We start from the raw sequence: 19,248 nt of genomic DNA, 5'->3' as shown, positions 1-19,248 counted from the left end.
CAGGCTCGAGTTTGCATAGCTCGTGAAGATTATGGGCAGCAGAAGCATTTATTGCTTCGCAATGCGCCAGCTTCCGAGCAGCGCTTCGATGCGATGTTGCACGTTCTGCGGCGCTCGCACGATCAAGTACTTGCTCGGCGCGTCGAACTGGATCGAGGGCCGCGGCGCCGCCGGATTGCGGGGCCCAGCTTGGTCGGCGGCAGCAAGCTCGCGGGTGATCCGTGCCACGAGTTCGTGCGCTTCGCTTCCCGCGGCGAGCAGATCGCCGGCCGGATAGAATTCGACTTCCGCGCGGGCCGCCGCCGCCTTGGGTGTCGTGATTTCGATCGTTCGGTCGTCGATCACGCGATAGGTCAATTCCATCGGCTCCAGCAGCGCGGCCAGCGCCTGGCTCAACGGCTGCTGCTGAGCAACCAAAGCGCCTTCGCTCTCGGCCGAAATTCCGTCGGCGGCGAGCGCGGCATGGTCGATGAGCAGATTCAAATGCGTCGTGCTTTGTAGATAACCGAGAATTTTTTCCAGTGACTCCGGCCGGGCAAAGTTTGCAGTGATCGGCACATTGAGGCCCGCTTTCGCGTGGGCGGTGCGCGAATCGAGATGGAATCGCTCGGCCGGCACGCGACTTCGCAGCGGCAAACCGCGGGCGAGACGCAGTTTTTCGCAAAACACGAGCATCTGGGCGTGTGCCGATGCATCGGCCGTCACCATCAGCGCCCCATCCGACCACACGCTCGTCGCCGACCCGTCCGCTTCCGACCAGCCGCTCGGCTCGATCAGCGCATGCACCAGTTCCGCAAACTGCAACCGCGATTCCGGCGAGTTGCCGGTCAGATCCGACACCGAATAACGCACCCGGCGAAGTTGTTGCGACGGCGCGCGGCCGACTTCGATTTGGTGCCCCGCGGCTCGCCAGCCCAATCCACGGGCGGTCAGCGCTTCGTCCAAGATGCCGGCCAGCGTCGTATTCTTGAGCTGCACCGAAATCGGCATATCGGCCGAGAGATTCATTTCCGCGAGCGCGTCGCCGTCGAGCGAAATCGGAACGGTGCTCATCTGGGCGAGATCGCTCAAGAACTGCGAAAGCGGCGCTTCCTGGAATTCGATTGCCTGCACGCGATCGGCCAACCGTGCGTCGAGATCGACATCGCGCGGCGCGATTCGCTGCAGGCTCGGCCGAGCCATCGGCGGCAGCGCAGCGGGAGCGGCTGCCGCTGCAGCCGGCAACACTGCAACCGGCGGCGCTGCAACCGGCAACGCTGCGGCCGGCGGTGCTGCGGCCGGCGTGGGATCGGGCATTGGCCCGGTGGCCGGATCGCTTTCCGCAACGCCAGCGGCGGGATCAACCAGCGGCGCGACGGCTTGTGGAACCGTCGGCTGCGGAGCGACTGGCTGCGGCACGTTCGGCGCTGCTTGTGCAACGGACGGCGCCGCGGGTCGCTTGGCCGGCGGAGCGGCGCGAACAGGCGCTGGAGCAACGGGCGGTGCAACTGTCGGCCCGACCGCCTTCGGCGGGACAGCGGGTGAAACTGCAACAGCCGGCGCCGATGGCGTTGCGACCGCAGCAGCAACCGTTCGTACCGGCTTCACCGGTTCCGGAGTCTTGCTTTGCGGCGCGGCAGACATTTCGACGCTCGGTGGGACCGCGCTCAATTGCATGCTGGCCGGAGTGCTGGCGGACGCGGCGTCGTGCCGATTCCAGTAGATCACCAGTCCTGCTGCCGCAAGGGCCAACAATGTCACGCCGCTGAAGGTCGGCCAAAACCAACGCGACGCCTCCGCGGCCGACTGCGATGCATCGACGGGCGAAATCGGAACACGGCGCACGCTGGCCGCAATGATTGGCTGATTGGCGGCGACGGTAGCTGCCGCCGGCGAAACTGCGGCTGCCGAAACTGCCGCCGGCGAAACTGCGGCTGCCGAAACTGCGGCTGCCGAAACTGGTGCCGTCGAATCTGCTCCAACCACGGTTGCCGCATTCGGCTTCGCTGGCGATTGCGATGCAGGCGCTGATTTCGCGATTGCCGATTTTGACGCCGCTTCGGCAACGTTTGCGGTGTCGCCGCTGGCGGGCGCGGCGCGTGAAACCGCGAGCGGAGGCGACGCCGGCGCGATAGGTTTGCCCGTAACGGCAGCACTTGCGACCCCCGCCGCGGCAACCTCCGCCTCGTCGTCGGGCGACCAGTCGGGCGGGGGCTCGATTTGAACCATGCTCTGGCACTTCGGACAGGCCAGAATCTGTCCGATCGCTGCAGGGTCCAAAACCTTCAGCCGAGCGCGGCAGGTCGTGCAAGAAACGGCGAAGGGCTTCACGACTTCTTCTTGGGCGTCGGTTTGGCCGGTCCGGCTTCCAGGCCCGGCGGAAGTTTGTCACCGCGCTTCGTCGCGGCAGCCCGGGTCGTCAGAAACAGCATTTCCGGACCGCCGGGTTTTTCGGGTTTGATCACATAAACTAGTTTACCGTCCGAATTTGCCAAACGCATGATTTTTTGGAGGATTTCCTCGACCGGCTTGTCGTGCTCATCCAGGCCGAACGATTGATTCTTGGTGATCCCTTCCAACTGCAAATCAGGGCCAAGAATTTCGTATTTGATTCCGACATCCTCGAAAAGCAATTGCAGCGATTTTTCCAGCGTGTCGCGAGGGAAGGTAAGCGTGGTCTTCTTTTTCAGCAATTCGGCGATCGTCTGCGGCTTTTTTGGCCCGCCCGCCAGGGCGCCGCTCCCTTGAATGGGCTGCTCGGCCAAGGCCAATTCCGTTCCCATCAGCAGGTTCGGCGCTGCGATCATCGGCAAATAGCAGCGCAGCACCGGTTCGTCGGCATCGACGCCGCCACGCGTGTAATCGCTCAATAGCCGCATCCATTCCGGAAGCCGGCGGAGCAGCTTTCGGCCGTAGGGATGCAGATTGAGGGCGTCGAGATCGTTTTCCACGTTCGCCGGCACCGCCTTCAATCGCCGCAACAAATCGTCCGAAAGCGTGCTCGCTTCCTTGCCCGGCAGCCCGACCGTGCGCAGCTCGGCGAAAAAGTTTGCGTCGAAATGCAGGCTGAGCTGTGCCGCGCCCACGTCAGTCGTGAAATAATCCTCGAGCGGCTTTTTCAACGCCAAGAGCGGACCCGATAGCACCGATTGGCCGTCGCCGAACAAATACGCCGGCACGAACACGAGCGAAACGTCGCGGTTTGCATCCGTGTGGGGAAGGAGCAATTCCAGGCTGCGCGGCATTGCCGGCGGCCCGTCCGTCGGATGGATGATCTCTTTGATCTGCGCCGTCGGTCCGACTACGAGCAGTTTGCCTCCTTCTTTCGCCGGAAGAAAGAATGAGTCTTTGGCGCCTTGGTAGTACGTGGCGTCGCCGTCGGTCGTCGCCGTGGGGTTGCCCCAGGCCGGCAACCGTTCTTGGGGCGCCATTGCTTCCGTGGTGCGGAAGATCGCGGTCGCGACCGGCTTGCCGTCTCCTCCGTCGTGAATCACCAGCAACACCTGATCGACCTGATTTAGATCCAAACCGGTCGCATCTTTCACCGCATGGGCTGCAATGTCGCCCCAAGGGCCGAGCGCGGGGAGCAACTGGTCGCCGTCGGGGTGGCGCAAGATGTTTGCCGGTCGCACGGCCAGGATCAATTGCGCGCCGCTGGCGATGTAATCGGTCGGCAGCGGCGGTCCCGCGGTTGGCGAAGCCCAAAGCGAGATTCCATCGTCGGGCACGGTCTCCACCGGCGTCTGGTTGCCGCCGCTGGCGGGCGATCTGGCGGGCGGGGCTTTGGGCGATTGGCCGGGATCGCCGGTATTTCCGGAAACCTTTCCGGGTAGGGCGCCCGGATTGGTCGGTCCGTTGGGGATGGAACGCATTGTTGCGCTATTCGTGGTATCAAGTGCGACTTGCCCATTGTCGTCCGTTCCGCCGCTCAGTGCGCGGAACAGCACCAAGCCGACAACGACGGCGACCACAGCCAGGCCGCCGCCGAGCCCTGCCAGAGCGAGCGGGCTCAATTTCGCTTTCGGCGCCGCGGAGCCCGCGGCCTTGCGTGATTTTGATTTGACCGGCAATGGAGCGGAATTGAGAACGGCGTCGAGGTTCAGTGCGGCCGGTGCTGCGGCAGCGGCGACCATCGCTTCCGCCACGGCGGCGCCGCCGCCCGCGGGCTGTGTGGCTGCATACGGCCCGGCTGCGTATTCCGCTTGGGCGGTGAACTCTTGCGGCGCCGCAGCCGCGGCGGCTCCCCAATCCGCGAACTCTGGCGGTGGCGCACTCGCCTCGGCTCCAACGAAACCGGCCGCATCGTAGCCCGGAGCGGTGGGCTGAATCGATTCGAAAAACGAGGAAGCTTGTTCGGAGCCCTGTTGCCCGGCGGGAGCCGGCATGTAGTCCTGTGCCGCAGGGTGCATCGGATACGCCAAGCCCGACTCCGCCGCCGCATTTTGAGCAGCGCCGTTTCGCGCCGCTTCATATTGAGCAGCCGTGTAGATCGCCAAGCTCGATGCCGTCGGGATCGCGCCGGGGGCCATGCCGGGCACTCGCGGTTGCGTCTCCAGCCACAGGTCGTAGGTCGAGGCGGTCGCCGCGAACGGTGGAACATAGCTCACAACCGCGGGATCGACGAAATAGGCCAAAGCCTCGGCAACCTGGGCCGCCGATTGGTATCGCCCCGCCGGATCTTTCGCCAACAAATAGCCGACCAACTGATCGACGGGCTGCGGCGCGCCGAATTGCTCGAGCGACACCGGAAATTCCGACGCATGCCGCGAAAGTTTGCTGGCCGCGTCGCCCCCCGGAAACGGCGGCCAACCGGAAAGCATTTGATACAGCGTCGCCCCCAGAGCGTAGACATCGCTGCACATATCCGGGGGCCGGCCGAGTTGGGCCAGTTCCGGCGCCGCGTAGTCGGCGGCCAGCGACAATCGGCCGTTTGGATCGGCCGCCGTCCAATCGAGCGGCCCGGGGCCCGTTGCCGGCTCGGGCGCAAGCGGCACTTGCAACAGTTTCGCCGAACCATCCGCCGCCAGCCAGATATTTTCCGGCCAGATCGAACCGTGCACTTGCCCCAACTGCTGGAGCCGCGCTAGTCCAAGTCCGATCTGATACGCCACGCGGCAGGCATCTGCCGGCGCGAGCCGTTCGCCCGGAGCAAGCCGGGCGGCGAGCGTGCTGTCGGCAGCGCCTGCCGGCCGTTCGCCCCCCGCAGCCGGATCGCCGAGCAGATCTTCGATCGCCACGACTTTGTATCGCCCCAGCTCGAGCAACTGATAACACTGCGCGACAAACGGATGGCCAACCGAACAGGCCCATGCCACTTGTTGCACCGCGACTTGCCACCACTGCGGATCCTTTGCCGCAGCCCCGGTGATGAAATAGAGCAGCACCGGGTGCCGCGTCGGCATATGCATCGCGCGCATCAGGCCGGCCAGGCGGCCTTCTTTCGAGCGGATGCGATCGTAGACGTAGTAGTCGCCATAGAAGAACGGGCCGGCCTGCCCGGCCAGCAGCGTTCGGGCTTGATAACGCGTCAGCGCCCTGCCGGCGACGAGCCATTCGCCGAGCGTAACGGCATTCGATTGCGACGCCGCGCCTTTCACGACCGCGAATTCGCCGTTCAAGCGATCGCAGTCGGCCGCCGCCAGCAGGCGGCTTTCCACCGCCAAACGCCAAAAATCGGGAATCGAAACGGCCATGGGCGCGAAAGGCTAAAGGCTTGAGGCTACAGGCTTGAGGCACGACCGCGCGACCAGAACCCCCGCCGCGCGACGCTGCCAGTCCGCTGCCGTGGTCCGAGCCGGATTCCCCGGACCGCCAGCCTCAAGCCTCTCCGCTATTCATGGTACGCGCCGGCAAGCATGTTTGCAAAGCGGTTTCACGACGCCGCTTCGACGTCGGCAGCGTCCGCCTTGAGCCCCCAGCCCGGCAGCACTATGATTCCACAGATTGGCGCTGCCACATCAATTCACATAGGAGGTCGGTGGAATCCGTCCTCACAGCCTCACAGCCTCACAGCCTCACAGCCTCAAAGCCTTCCTCCCATGCGAGCATTCGACGCGCTGCAAATCTACTTCAATCGCGCGGCCGATCAGATGGATCTGACGGAAAATATGCGCCGCTTGCTCGTCATCCCCAAACGCGAAGTGCAGGTGCAGATCGCCGTCGAAATGGACGACGGCGAACTGGCCACGTTCATCGGCTATCGCGTGCAACACAACAATTCCCGCGGACCGATGAAAGGCGGCCTGCGCTATCATCCGCAGGTCGATCTCGATGAAGTGCGGGCCCTTGCGGCGCTCATGACTTGGAAAACCGCCGTGGTCAATCTCCCCTACGGCGGCGCCAAAGGGGGCATCGCCATCGATCCGATGCGGCTCAGCCTCCGCGAAGTCGAACGCATCACGCGCAAATTCGTCGATGCGATTCACGATCTCATCGGGCCCGACAGCGACATCCCTGCTCCCGACATGGGCACGGGGGCCGAGGTGATGGCCTGGTTCATGAACCAATATGCCAAATATCACGGCTTCAGCCCGGCCTGCGTGACCGGGAAGCCGGTCGAAATGTTCGGCCTGCCCGGCCGCGAGGAAGCCACCGGGCGCGGCGTCGGCATTTTGGTGATGAAGCTGTTGGGCCGGCTCGGCCGCAAGCCGGAGCTGACGCGCGTGGCGATCCAGGGCTTCGGCAACGTCGGATCGCATACGGCCAAATTCCTCGGCGAGGCGACGTGCCAGATCGTCGCGGTGAGCGATATCAGCGGCGCCTATTTCCATCCCAAGGGGCTCGATCTAACGGGCATGTTCCGCTACACGCGCGAACATCGCGGCACGCTCGAGGGCTACAGCGAAGCCGAGCGGATCAGCAACGCGGCCCTGCTCGAGCTGGATGTCGAGCTATTGATCCCCGCGGCGCTTGGGGGAGTGATCACGGCCGAAAACGCACCGCGCATCAAGGCCCCGATCATCGTCGAAGGGGCCAACGCCCCGACCGAGCCCGACGCCGACGAGATCCTCGCCAAGCGCGGCACGATCATCCTGCCCGATATCCTGGCCAACGCCGGCGGCGTCACGGCCAGCTATTTCGAATGGGCCCAAAATCGGCAACACTACCAATGGGGCATCAACCGGGTGCGCCAGGAGCTAGACCACGTGCTTTCCGACGGCTTCCAGCGCGTGTGGGAATTATCGGTCGAGCGGAAGGTGTCGTTGCGGACGGCCGCATTCATGCTCGGCATCGGCCGGGTGGGCCGCGCCACCGTGCTCGGCGGCATAACTTAGCCTCGGCCGAAAAATAACTCTCCGCAAGCCCCTCTCCCCTTGCGCGAGAGGGCAGGGGTGAGTGGGTGCGAAAAAACGGAACTTATTTTTCGGCCGAGCTTTAGCGGTTATCCACGGACGCCGCAACGGCACGCGGATCGCAGAGCTACATTTAATCGACCGGTCGTGGCCCAAAGGCCCGGAGAGATAGCTTCGGTTTCCGAAGTGCTCCCTGAGGCGTCGGGCTAGTGTTCCTCAACCACACGCCCCACTGGCCCGACGCGTTGGCGAGGACGGCGGGGGCGAGCAACGGAGTTTTCCTTCGACGCGCGCTCATTTCGAGATTCCTAAACGGAGGTGGATCATGACGACCGACATCGTGCTGGACAAACTGCTCGCTGAAATACCGTTGTTTCGGAATTTGAACGCGACCGAACGGCGCCAATTGGCCGAGATCACTCGGCTCGAGCCTTGGGCGGCCGGCGCGACGATCGCTCGCCAAGGCGAAGAGTGCCGCAAGCTGTCGGTCGTGATCGAAGGAAAATGCGAAGTGGTCAAGCACGTGCAGCAACCGGCGCCCGACGGCAAGTTGGTCCGCGCGGCGTTCGTGTTGGCGGTGCTCGGGCCGTACGATCAATTCGGCGAAATGTCGTTCTTTCATCCGGCGCCGCACTCGGCCGACGTGCGGGCCCAATCGGCCGTGCAACTGCTGCGGATTTCTTACCCCGACTACAAAGACTTGCTCGACGAAGGGGTGATGGCTGCCTACAAGCTCTCCCACAACGTCGTGGAAGTGATGGCCCAACGGCTTCGCCGCATGGACGATTGGATCGCCGAACTGCTGGCCCATCAGCCGAGCAACGCCGAACACACGCGCGAATGGAGCGCCTTCCGCGAGAAGCTTTGCGCCAACTGGAATCTGTAATTCGATTCGGTGGGTGCACCCTCGCTGGCGCTTCGGGCTGCTGTGCGTTTACGGCATATTAGCCCGAAGCGTTAGCGAGGACGGCCGCGCCGCTGGCACGACGATCAGGAGGCCGCGGCGATTTTTAGCGGCGGACCGGCGGGGCGGTGCAATAGTTCTTCGAGCGATTGCAAATGCCCGCGCCAGTTGCCGAGCACCTCTTCGGCCAGCGCATGGTCGTCGCTTTCTGCGGCAAGCTCGGTAGCCAGTTTTTCGATCCTGCGAATGTCCGCCTTCTGCCAGCGCACCAGTTCGGTAAGCAGATAGTCGAGCGAAAGCATGTTGAGATCGGTGAATTCCATCGGAAACTCGCCGAGATCCAGCCGGCCACGAAGCTGCGCGATTCGCTGGGCAATCCGCTGGCAATACGCTTTGGCGTCGGCCACCATTCCGGCCAATACACGCTGCGCCTGCTCGCCGCCGGGATGCGTCCACGGCATGGCCTCGGCCAGATACATCGGCAGCGAACGATAAAGCAGCACGAACAGCCGGCCGAGCACATCTTGAGCTTCGTGTTGTCGCATCAAATTTCCGCCTCGCGAAGCCATGAACGTCAACGTCGCAGGCACGCTCCGTGTGCCGTCGGCCGCGATAAAACGCCGTCAAACGGAAACGATTCGAAAGCCCTGCTGCGGCGCAGACGGCACACGGAGTGTGCCTGCTACTCTGTCACCACAACAAATGGGCGGTTGCCGCGGCGGCCCAAACGTACAAATCGTTCCACCACAGTCCCAACAACAACACCGGCGCGCTGATCGCCACGATATACGCTCCGGAAAACGAAACCAGCGGAAACGTAAACGGCGGCCGCTCGTCGGGCTCCGGCTCGAAGGTCATCACCTTGATCACCCGCAAATAGTAAAACAGCGCCAGGGCCGTGTTCAATCCGCCGATCACCAATAGCGTGATCATCAAGCCCCGGGCGGCGTCGTGGTTGATCGCGTCGACGAGCGTCGAAAAAATGACCAGCTTTCCGGCAAAGCCGGCCAGCGGCGGAATCCCGACGAGGCTGAACACGATCACGCCCAGCGCGATCACCAACCCCGGCGAATTGCGCACCAGCCCGGCGTAGTCGGCAATCTCTTCGCTCCGCAACTGATTGCGCAATAGAGCCACGATCGCAAACGCGCCCAGATTCATGAACAGGTAAACGCCGGCATAGAACGGCACCGCGGCGAAAGCCGTCTCGGCTGCCGCCGGATTCTTGCCGGCCAAGACCAGCCCGGCCGCGATCGGCATCATCATGTAGCCGGCATGCGCGATCGTCGAATACGCCAGCAGGCGTTTGATATTGGTTTGGCCGTAGGCGGCCATATTGCCGAATGTACAGGTGATCGCGGCCAAAAAGGCGACCAGGATCGCCATGAAATTTCGCGCCGGCGCAAGCGCCATGATCCGCGCGTCGTGCGGTGGATCGACCACCGGCTGGTTGGCCGCGTCGCTCGCGACGCGCTCCGCAACCAGCGTTTTTCCATTATCGGCGACCGAGAACGCGACCGGTGTTGCCATATCGGCAACGCTCGCAACGCCATTCGCCGGAGCAATAAATCCAAACCCGACCACCACCCGGATCAATAGCGCCAATGCCGCCGCTTTCGAGGCCACCGAAAGAAAGGCATTCACCTCGGCGCTGGCCCCCTCGAACACGTCGGGGCACCAGAAGTGAAACGGCACCGCCGAGAGCTTGAATGCCAGCCCGACCATCACCATCAGCCCGCCCAGCACCAACACCATCGCGCTATCGCCCAAGTGGCCCGACTGCACCATCGCGGCCAGTTGGTTAGCCATCGTCGGCAAGTGGCATGAGCCGAGCACGCCGGCCAACAGGCTGATGCCATAGAGCATGATGCCGGCCGCCCCGGCCCCGTAGACCGAGTATTTCAACGCCGCTTCGCTGCTCTTGCGGCGCCCCTTGAGCATCCCCGCCAACGCATACGAAGGCACGCTCGCCATCTCGACGCCCAAAAAGATCGTCAGCAGATGATTGGCGGTCACCATCAGGCACATGCCGAGCGTCGCCCCGAGCATCAGGACATAAAAGTCGGGCGCGTCTTCGCGATCGGGAATTCCGGTCAGCCGCGTGAGCAGCACGAACAGCACGGCAAAGAACATCAGCAGCGCGCGGAAATAGAGCGCCAGCGAATCGTAGACCAACATGCCGGTGAAGAACTCATGCCGCACCACATGCCCGTCGACCAATAGCCCCGCCGGCTGCGTCCAGGGCAGCGCGAAATAGAGCGCCACCAGCGATCCGACGAGCGCCAGGAAAAACGCACTGACCCGATCGCTGCCGAAAAACACCCGCACCAGCAGCAGGAGCACGATCGAGGCGCAGAGCGTCAGCTCCGTGCGAAACGCCGGCAGGCTGACTGCCGCGGTGTCGCGCAGCAGCGCGTCGACGAGCTGCGAAAGACTGGATTGGGCAACGAGTGGGATCATTGAACGAAAGCCGTTGGTTGCTCGTTGGTGGTGCCATGCCCACGGCTTTGCGTGGGCATGTTTTGGCTTCGCGGTAGGGTACTAGACACGTGCCCACTCAAGGCAGTGGGCATGGCACCCAACCTTGGAAACTGGTCATCCCTCGCCACCTGCGCAGGCCGATCGTGCACCGTGCGGGTCCAGTCGGCCAATTGGCTCACTTGCCCCGTTACGCTCGGTTCCATGTAATTGAAAATCGCTTGCGGATAAACGCCGAACAGGATTGCAAGCGCCAAAAGCGGCGCGGCAATGGCGATCTCTCGCGGCGTGATCGGATGGAGATGGTCGCCGTGTGGGCCCTTGTATTCCGGCCCCAAATAAACGCGCTGAATCGTCCACAAAATATAGCCGGCCGTCAGAATCACCACGGCCGCGGAGATGATCGCCAGCGCGTGGCTGTAGTTCCACACCGACAGCGTCACCAAAAATTCGCCGATGAATCCGCACAAGCCAGGCAACCCCAAGCCGGCGAAAAAGACGCCAATCGCCAAGCCGGAATAGACGGGCATCCGCGCAAACAGCCCGCCGAACTGATCGAGATTGCGATGATGCACGCGGTCGTAGACCACGCCGACCATGAAAAACATGCCGGCCGAGCTGATGCCGTGGGCGATCATTTGGAACATGGCCCCGTTGACGCCCATCGACCAGTAAAGTGGGTTGTAAACATGCCCGCTGTTGGCGCTCCACACTCCGAGCCCGAGCACGACGTAGCCCATATGGCTCACCGAGCTGTAGGCCACGAGGCGCTTGAAATCCTTTTGGGCCATCGCCGCAAAAGCGCCATACACCATGCTCAGCACGCCGACCGCGCACACGAAATAGCTCAGTTCATAACCGCCGCCGGGGCAGATCGGAAAACAAATTCGGATGATGCCATAGCCCCCCATCTTCAACAGCACGCCCGCGAGAATCATCGAGATCGGCGTGGGTGCTTCGACGTGCGCATCCGGAAGCCATGTGTGCAGAGGCACGGCCGGCACCTTGATCGCAAATCCGATAAACAGCAGCAAGAAGGCCCACCAGCCCACGCTCTTGCCCCAGAGCAATTCATCGCCGAACGCGGAGTTTGGCGATTGGCCGATCTTCTGCAACGCCAGGATGTTGAACGTGTGTTGCGGAGTCGCGGCCGATTTGATCGCTGCGGCGTCGGCGGGAGCTTCGGCAACGTGCGTCGCTGTGAGTTGCTCCGGCGAGAGCGTGCGCAGATCGCTCTTGAAATAGAGCATCAGAATCGCGATCAGCATCAGCACGCTGCCCAAGAGCGTGTAGAGAAAAAACTTGATCGCCGCGTATTCACGCCGCGGACCGCCCCACACGCCGATGAGAAAATACATCGGCAATAGCATCACTTCCCAAAACACGTAGAACAGGAAGAAATCGAGCGCCAAAAACACGCCCAGCATGCCCGTTTCCAACAGCAAAAACAGAATGCAATAGGCCTTGACGCTTTTGGTGATCGGCCAGCTTGCCCCCATCGCCAGCATGCTGACAAACGTCGTCAGCAACACGAGCGGAAAGCTGATGCCATCCATGCCCATGAGATAGTAGATATTGAACGAGCTGATCCAAGGGACCGAGAAGATGTCCTGCATGCCCTTCAGGCCGATCCCGAATCGGGCGGTGTCGGGCTTGACACCGCCGGGCGCGACCGATGGCCCGCATGCCAGCCACACGGAAAGCGCGAAGGTGAGAATCGTGATGAACAGCGCGAACCGCCGCACCGTTTCGGGCCGGTCCTTGGGAAAAAACGCCAAGGCTAGGGCGCCCAATGCCGGCAGAAAAACGAGCAAGCTCAATGGCACAACGTATGGATTTGTCATACTGCGATTTCTCCGTAGCAGGCACGCTCCGCGTGCCATCCGTCCTCGCTAACGCTTCGGGCTAGTGTAGCGTCGCCACCCGCCACGCTAGCCCGAAGCGTTAGCGAGGATGGCGCTGCCGAACGATGCTATTCTTACTTCGGCCTTCACGTCACACGGAATTTGCCTGCTACTTTAGCCTCCCCAATTCACGTTCCAAAAAAAGCTCGCCAACACGAACAGGCCGACCGTGCCGATGACGATCCACATCACATACTGCCGCAGCCGGCCCGATTCGATGCCGCGCATCGACACTGCGGCGCCATGAATCCATCGAGCGGTGAAATTCACCAGCCCATCGACGCACCAGCGATCGATCGCATCGTCGACCGACGACACGCGACGCACCGCCTTGGCACACCAATTGATGAATCTGTCGATCAGCGTGCGATCGAAATCCGCCACGCGCCGGGAAATGAACATCACCGGAGCGACGAAAACGGCCTGATACAACTCGTCGAAATAGAATTTGTTCCATATCAACCGATAGATGGGGGCGAATTGGCCGGCCACTTCCGCCGGATCGAGCATGCGCCACAGGTAAATAATCGTGGCCAGCAAAATTCCGCCGAAGCCGGCCGCCGTGGCCCAGATCGTCGCGGTGCCATGAACATGGTGCGACAGGTGTTCGCTCGGATGCACGAGCCACGGCGCAAACACGCCGCCTGTAACCGTCGGCAAGATGCCGGCCGGCCGCGCTTGCTCGAGCAAATTCGGCAACCCAAATATCGGCCAGCCGATTGCCAACGCAAACACCGCCAGAATCACCAGCGGCACGTACATCACCTTGGGCGATTCGTGAGCGTGCGCATGCACATGCGCATCGCGGGGCGTGCCGGCAAACGTCATGTACCAGAGGCGAAACATGTAAAACGCCGTGATCGCGGCCCCGATCACTGCTACATAGTAGAACGAACCGCACCAGGGGTTCGAGTTCGCTTGCTTGAACGACAGGGCCTGGGCAATGATGCCGTCTTTCGAGTAATAACCGCTGAAGCCGATCAAAAACGGAATCGCCCCGCCGCTGATCGCCAGGCAGCCGACGAGCATCGTGTAGGCCGTCCAGGGCATTTTCTTGCGCAGGCCGCCCATCAGCCGCATGTCGTTGGTGTGCGTGGCATGGATCACCGACCCGGAGCAGAGAAATAGCAGGCTTTTGAAAAACGCGTGGGTGATCAAATGAAACAGCCCTGCCAACCAGCCGCCGACACCCATCGCCAGCATCATGTAGCCCAATTGGCTGATCGTCGAATAGGCCAGCACGCGCTTGATATCGACGGCCGTGATCGCGATCACTGCCGCCAGGGCCAGCGTAATCGCGCCGACGATCGCGATCACCAGCAGCACCGATGGGGCGAAGACCGGATAAAACCGCCCCACCAAATAAACGCCCGCCGCGACCATCGTCGCCGAATGCACGAGCGCTGACACGGGTGTCGGCCCTTCCATCGCGTCGGGCAACCAAACATGCAGCGGAAATTGCGCGCTTTTGCCGACACAGCCGCAAAAGATCCCTAATCCCGCCACGACCAATAGCAAATAGCCATAATGCGTCGGGTCGGGCAGGGCGGCGCCATTCTCATCCGTCGTCACCCGTTTGCCCGCGCGCCAATCGCCGATTTCGGCGTCGATTTCGGAGTTAGCGTTTGAGAGATCCGGCGCGCCGGCATGATCGAGCACGATCTGGCTGACAAGCTGCGGCGCTGCCGAGCGGACCAATCCGTCGGGCGGTTGCAGCTTGTAGTCGTTGCTCGCCGGACGCACGAGGCTGAAAATGCCCTGCGCAGTCACGTTCCCCTGGGCATCACGCGTATCGCCGAATGCGAACGTACCCAGCCCGCCCCAGATTGCCATCAGCCCGATGATCATGCCGAAATCGCCGACGCGATTGACGATGAACGCCTTGTTGGCGGCGGTCGAAGCGCTGCGCCGCTCGATGTAAAACCCGATCAAGAAATACGAGCAAATGCCGACCAGTTCCCAAAACACGAACACCATGAAGATGTTGCCCGCGATGACCAGCCCCAGCATGCTGAAGCAGAACAGCGAGAGGTACTGAAAGAACCGATGATAGCGCCCACGGCGATGGAGGTGCTGGCCGTCGGCAAGCGTCACTTCGTGATCGGTCACATCGTGCAGTTCGTCGTGCATGTAGCCGCTGGCGTAGACGTGGATGCACGAGGCGATCAGCGTCACCATCGTGAACATGAACACGGTGAGGGCGTCGATGTAGTAGCCGATCGAGAGCCGCAGGCGGCCGAATTGGGCGAGCGTATACCAATCGCCGCTGAAGGTGCGCGGCAAGGCTTGCCGCTCTTCTTCCACGGCTTCGCCAACGGGGCCACCCACTGCCGGGCCGACGCCTGGCCGCGTTTTTGCCGGCGTCTTTTCCGGCGCTGCCTTTTCGATCGGCGCCGGTGCGGTTTTGCTGGGCGCGGTGAGCGCGTGGGCTTCGGCTTGAGCTTCTTTCGATTCCGCGGCGTTTTCCGGCGGATTGGCGATCCAGCCGATCAGCGCCACCAGCGAAAGCACGAAGGCGCCGATGATCGCCGCCGTGGCCACGGTCGAGGCATGCCTGCCGTGCTGCCCCATTCGCGGACCGAAAAATACGATCAGCGCAAACGACACCAGAGGCAAGAGCCAAGCCAGGCCCAAGAGCACCGGTAATGTGGAAGCTAAATTCATCGTTAAACTAGCAGGCACACTCCGTGTGCCGTCTGCCCTGCCGGTTCGCGGTAATTTTTCACAACGCGGTCCGCCGCCCTTCCGCTGACGGCACACGATTGTGCCTACTGCGTTATCCCTTCAATTCATCTGCCTGATCGATGTCGATCGTCGAATGGTTGTTGTAAAAGTTGAGCGCGATGGCCAACGCCACTGCCGCCTCGGCCGCGGCCAGCACGATCACGAACAGTGCGATCAATTGCCCATCCAAGCCGATCGACATGTTCTGGTCGGTCCGCAGGAATTTGGCCCCGAAGGCGATGAAATTCACATTCGCCCCGTTCAGCACCAATTCGATTCCCATCAGCACGCCCAAAATGTTCCGCTTCGTGGCCATGCACACCACGCCGCAAACGAACAGCACCGCCCCGACCACGAGGAAGTGCGACACGCCGACGGGTTCGGTAAAGAGGTTCATAGGCTTGAGACTTGAGTGGACCGGCGACCGTCCCCCTTGTTGGCGTCGGGGACCGTCCCCTATTTCGGCGTCGGGGACTGTCCCCCTCGCCCCGGCCGGCGGGGCCCTTCGCCCCTTCGCCCCCGGCTGACCTACGCGTCCGTGGCAGCCGCGCGCGGCTTCGCTCGGCGCTTTGTTCGGGCCAAATAAGCCGCTCCGATCAACACCACCAACAAATGCACCGACACGATTTCAAACGGCAATAAATATCCGGCCATGGTGGCCGTGAGCGGTGTTTCCGGTTGATCGAGCCGATCGACGCGAGCCCCTAATAGCCCCAGACCCAATCGCGTGGCGGTCGGTTGGGATTGCGCCGAAGTCATTTCGTTCGCGTCCGCCGGCCGGTGATTTTGCCACGACGGGATTCGAAATGCGGCTTGCAACAGCACTGCCAATAGCGCTCCGCCCACGAGTGCCGACAGGATCCATTCCCCGCCACGTGTCTTCATCGACACGAATGGCCCTTGGGCCGTGAGCATCACGCCGAAGACCAAGAGCACGAGCGTTCCGCCGACATAGATCAGCAATTGCATCGAGCCGACGAAATCCGCACCGGCGAGGAAAAACAATCCCGCCGTGGCCCCCAGCGAAAGCACCAAGTAAAACGCCATCCGCACGATGTGGCTGGAAAACACCACGGCCAGCGCGAACAAGCACGCCAGCAGCGAAAACAGCAGGAAAAAGACCGAATGCCAATTGATCGGTTGCACGGCGTCAGCCCCCATGTCCGCTTTCGGGAGACGGCCGCACGCCGCCGCCTCCCTCGCTAGCGCTTCGGGCTAACGCCGCACGTGCCGGCCCCACACTAGCCCGAAGCGCTAGCGAGGGGGCGGCGCGACCGGCGCGACCACCTTTTTCCGCGGCCCCGTCGGCCGCCGAACTTGTGCCGACAGCGCCCGATTCGAACCGCGGGCTCCCCAGCCATTCTTCGCGCACATCGCCCATCGGCCGCGGCGTTGGGAGCCAAAGTCCGCCCGGGAAGCAATAGGTCCAAACCACCGCTCCCAAAAACATCGCGGCCGCGATCGGCGTGCAGTATTTCAAACACGTTTTCATCACCTGATCGATCCGCAGCCGCGGCAGCGTCCAGCGGACCCACATCATGAAGATCACGCCCGCGACACACTTACCCATGAAGTTGATCATGCCCAGCAGGTTGCCGAGATAGTGCAACAATGGATTCGTGGCCGACGCCAGCCCGAGCCAGTGCGTGATCGGCAGCGGGCCGTTCCAGCCGCCGAAAAACAAAATGGCCGCCAGCCCGCTGACGGCGAACATCGAGCCGTATTCGGCCATGAAGAAGAAGCTCCACCGCAAGCCGGAATACTCGGTGTGAAACCCGGCGACGAGTTCGCTTTCCGCCTCGGCCAGGTCGAACGGGGCGCGATTGACGCTGGCGAGCGCGCAGGTGAAATAGACCCAAAAGATGATGAACGTAAACGGGTCGTGCAGCACCAGCCAGTTCCAGAACCAGCCTTGTTGCACTTCGCCGATTTTCACCAAATCCATCGTTCCGGCGATGAGCACGGGCACGACGACGCACATCCCCAGCGGCACTTCGTAGCTCACCACTTGGGCCGCCTCGCGCATCGCCCCGAACAGCGACCACTTCGACGCCGAGGCATATCCGGCCAGAATCACGCCAAACACCTCAAGGCCCAGCACGGCAATGATGAAAAACACGCCGACATTCATCGGCAGCGCGACCCAATCGAAGGCAAATGGCAGGGCCGCGTAGGCCGCGAACGACGCACAGAAGCTGACGTAGGGCGCGACGCGAAACAAGAATCCATCGGCCCCGTTGGGCATCAGGTCTTCTTTGGTGAGCAGTTTCAGGCCGTCGGCCAGCGTTTGCAGCCAGCCGAACTTCCCGCCGACGCGCGTCGGCCCGAGGCGATCTTGAATTCGCCCGGCGATCTTGCGCTCGAGCCAAATGAAGACGAGCGCGCCGCCCGCAACGACATTGATCAGCAGGAAGACCTGGATCAATGCGGCCAGCGTATTGGCGGCCCAGGGGGCCAGTCCCCACGAATTGTTGAAGAACTCGGCCACCGGCTACGATTCATCCTGAAGCGGGAGCGACGTTCGGTAATGCGCCGGAAATTGTGTGCTTCAAAAGGCTTCGGCAAAACGGTGCGAGCGAAGGAACAGCGGACCCCGCCGAAAGGTCCAACGCTTCGAGCCGTTGCGCCTGCGCGGCGAGCGGACCGAAACGCGGGCCAGCCATTGCCTTTTGAGCTTGTGAAATATGGCACAAAGTGCCCCAAGCCGACAAGCCCCCGCCGGAGAAGATTTTTGATCGCGCCGTGAGATGGCCGCATCAAGCGGCGGAGCGTTGATCGGAAGAATCGGCGGGGGCGTTTTTCTCGGCTGCCTTTGCCGCGGCCTCGGCGGCGGCGGCGCAGTTGCCCAGAATGCGCGTCACATAGCGATCGGCGATCGCGTATTCGAGCGCATACGAAAGCAACTTGACGGCGCGGGGAAGAAGGTAGCTCAAGCGCAAGTGGTACGACCAGGGGCCGAAGCGCTCCAGCGCGGCCATCGTTTGGCGGTAGCTGCCGGCAATAATCTCCAATTGCTCCGTTTCGATCCGCCGCAGCAGCACTTGCAGATTCGGATCCGCCGGCTTGGAAAACCAGCGCACAATTTCAAAGCCGCAACGGCGGGCGAGCATTTCCAGCGTGGCAGGGGTGAAATTGTGGATGTGGGCGAGGTGAAACAGCTTCGGCCGCGTCGTGAAGGGAGCGCCGAGATTCGGGCATTCGACATAGAGCTGTCCGCCCGGCTTGAGAATGCCATGGATGTGGCGCAGCGCCTGCCGTGGCGAGCGGAAATGCTCGATGACATGGATCAAGAGCACCGTGTCGCAGGCGGCTTGCCGCGGCACGTCCCACAAATCGCCCGACTCGACGCGGGCCCTCAGTTGGTTCTTGGAAAAATCCTGGAAGCCGAAATTCGGTTCGATGCCCGACGCCGGATGGCCGGCCAATTCGAACACTTTCGCCACGCAGCCGATGCCTGCCCCGACGTCGAATACGTCGCTTCCCGGCGCGAGCGACGGGCCGACTTGCCGCTGAATCCGCTTGGCGGTTCGCCATGCCCGCATGACGCGGCGGGCGGATGGCGTGGTTTCGCCGTGATATTCGCGGCGATAATGAGTGGCGTAGAAATCTTGCAGGTCGACTTCGCTGGGAATTTTCCAATGCGACACCAGGCCGCAGGCGGTGCATAAGCCGGTGGGAAGCTCTTTGCCGCGGCGGTCGTGCCGGGCGATGAGTTCGAAGTCCGTGCCGTCGCACAGATCGCAGCGTTTCGATTCGGCCTGGGGTTCGGCCGAAAAATAACTTTCGCTTTTCGAACCCCTCACCCCGCCCTCTCCCGCAAGGGCAGAGCGGTCTGTGGAGACGTCATTTTTCGGCCGAACCTTGGTCTTCGCCGGCTCACCCATGCGCAAAACTCCGCATTATTCATCGGAAACGAAATGAGAGGCGGCGAAAAGTACCGCAATGCGCCAGCGGCGTCAATCGGTTT

12 protein-coding genes are annotated in these 19,248 nt (G+C 62.4%); 2 read left to right on the top strand and 10 right to left on the bottom strand.

Annotated elements, in window-relative coordinates:
* Window positions 1-48: 48 nt before the first annotated feature.
* Entirely contained in the window at window positions 49-2,310 is a 2,262-nt protein-coding gene (locus VHX65_13240; protein HEX3999510.1) for a hypothetical protein, read from the bottom strand.
* Window positions 2,307-5,672, bottom strand: coding sequence for a hypothetical protein (locus tag VHX65_13235; protein ID HEX3999509.1), 3,366 nt, complete (start codon window positions 5,670-5,672; stop codon window positions 2,307-2,309). Before VHX65_13235 ends, VHX65_13240 begins: the two co-directional genes overlap by 4 nt.
* 345 nt (window positions 5,673-6,017) lie before the next feature.
* On the opposite strand from VHX65_13235, the gene VHX65_13230 reads away from it, so the two are divergent.
* Window positions 6,018-7,253, top strand: coding sequence for a Glu/Leu/Phe/Val dehydrogenase dimerization domain-containing protein (locus VHX65_13230; GenBank protein ID HEX3999508.1), 1,236 nt, complete (start codon window positions 6,018-6,020; stop codon window positions 7,251-7,253).
* A 343-nt stretch (window positions 7,254-7,596) separates the two neighbouring features.
* Window positions 7,597-8,157 carry a cyclic nucleotide-binding domain-containing protein gene (locus VHX65_13225; GenBank protein ID HEX3999507.1) on the top strand — a complete coding sequence of 187 codons (561 nt, stop codon included), beginning with the start codon at window positions 7,597-7,599 and terminating at the stop codon, window positions 8,155-8,157.
* A 104-nt stretch (window positions 8,158-8,261) separates the two neighbouring features.
* On the opposite strand, the gene VHX65_13220 is transcribed toward VHX65_13225, so the two are convergent.
* The 8 genes from VHX65_13220 to VHX65_13185 form a co-directional block, all read right to left on the bottom strand.
* Window positions 8,262-8,720, bottom strand: coding sequence for a hypothetical protein (locus VHX65_13220; GenBank protein ID HEX3999506.1), 459 nt, complete (start codon window positions 8,718-8,720; stop codon window positions 8,262-8,264).
* Window positions 8,721-8,865: 145 nt separating this feature from the next.
* On the bottom strand, window positions 8,866-10,635 hold the full coding sequence (locus tag VHX65_13215) for an NADH-quinone oxidoreductase subunit N (GenBank protein ID HEX3999505.1): 1,770 nt from the start codon (window positions 10,633-10,635) through the stop codon (window positions 8,866-8,868).
* On the bottom strand, window positions 10,632-12,497 hold the full coding sequence (locus VHX65_13210) for an NADH-quinone oxidoreductase subunit M (protein HEX3999504.1): 1,866 nt from the start codon (window positions 12,495-12,497) through the stop codon (window positions 10,632-10,634). The genes VHX65_13215 and VHX65_13210 overlap by 4 nt, the downstream gene beginning before the upstream one ends.
* A 174-nt stretch (window positions 12,498-12,671) precedes the next feature.
* A complete protein-coding gene (locus tag VHX65_13205; protein ID HEX3999503.1) occupies window positions 12,672-15,221 on the bottom strand; it encodes an NADH-quinone oxidoreductase subunit L in 2,550 nt (849 codons plus the stop codon).
* Between the two features lie 112 nt (window positions 15,222-15,333).
* Window positions 15,334-15,678 (bottom strand): NADH-quinone oxidoreductase subunit NuoK, encoded by a 345-nt coding sequence (nuoK, locus tag VHX65_13200; protein ID HEX3999502.1) that lies wholly within the window; start codon window positions 15,676-15,678, stop codon window positions 15,334-15,336.
* 131 nt (window positions 15,679-15,809) lie between these two features.
* Window positions 15,810-16,442, bottom strand: coding sequence for an NADH-quinone oxidoreductase subunit J (locus VHX65_13195; protein ID HEX3999501.1), 633 nt, complete (start codon window positions 16,440-16,442; stop codon window positions 15,810-15,812).
* Window positions 16,432-17,769 carry an NADH-quinone oxidoreductase subunit NuoH gene (gene nuoH / locus VHX65_13190; protein ID HEX3999500.1) on the bottom strand — a complete coding sequence of 446 codons (1,338 nt, stop codon included), beginning with the start codon at window positions 17,767-17,769 and terminating at the stop codon, window positions 16,432-16,434. Before nuoH ends, VHX65_13195 begins: the two co-directional genes overlap by 11 nt.
* 268 nt (window positions 17,770-18,037) lie before the next feature.
* On the bottom strand, window positions 18,038-19,084 hold the full coding sequence (locus VHX65_13185) for a class I SAM-dependent methyltransferase (protein ID HEX3999499.1): 1,047 nt from the start codon (window positions 19,082-19,084) through the stop codon (window positions 18,038-18,040).
* Window positions 19,085-19,248: the final 164 nt, after the last annotated feature.

It is taken from the genome of Pirellulales bacterium (genome assembly GCA_036267355.1).
In the GTDB taxonomy this organism is placed as follows: domain Bacteria; phylum Planctomycetota; class Planctomycetia; order Pirellulales; family DATAWG01; genus DATAWG01.
Note: the sequence above shows the minus strand (reverse complement) of the source record. Positions and strands in the feature narration are given on the sequence as shown.

Bases quoted from the DNA above. Each gene is read 5' to 3' on its own strand.
- VHX65_13235 (HEX3999509.1), bottom strand. From the start codon at position 5,672: ATGGCCGTTTCGATTCCCGATTTTTGGCGTTTGGCGGTGGAAAGCCGC.
- VHX65_13230 (HEX3999508.1), top strand. From the start codon at position 6,018: ATGCGAGCATTCGACGCGCTGCAAATCTACTTCAATCGCGCGGCCGAT.
- VHX65_13225 (HEX3999507.1), top strand. From the start codon at position 7,597: ATGACGACCGACATCGTGCTGGACAAACTGCTCGCTGAAATACCGTTG.
- VHX65_13220 (HEX3999506.1), bottom strand. From the start codon at position 8,720: ATGCGACAACACGAAGCTCAAGATGTGCTCGGCCGGCTGTTCGTGCTG.
- VHX65_13215 (HEX3999505.1), bottom strand. From the start codon at position 10,635: ATGATCCCACTCGTTGCCCAATCCAGTCTTTCGCAGCTCGTCGACGCG.
- VHX65_13210 (HEX3999504.1), bottom strand. From the start codon at position 12,497: ATGACAAATCCATACGTTGTGCCATTGAGCTTGCTCGTTTTTCTGCCG.
- VHX65_13205 (HEX3999503.1), bottom strand. From the start codon at position 15,221: ATGAATTTAGCTTCCACATTACCGGTGCTCTTGGGCCTGGCTTGGCTC.
- nuoK (HEX3999502.1), bottom strand. From the start codon at position 15,678: ATGAACCTCTTTACCGAACCCGTCGGCGTGTCGCACTTCCTCGTGGTC.
- VHX65_13195 (HEX3999501.1), bottom strand. From the start codon at position 16,442: ATGGGGGCTGACGCCGTGCAACCGATCAATTGGCATTCGGTCTTTTTC.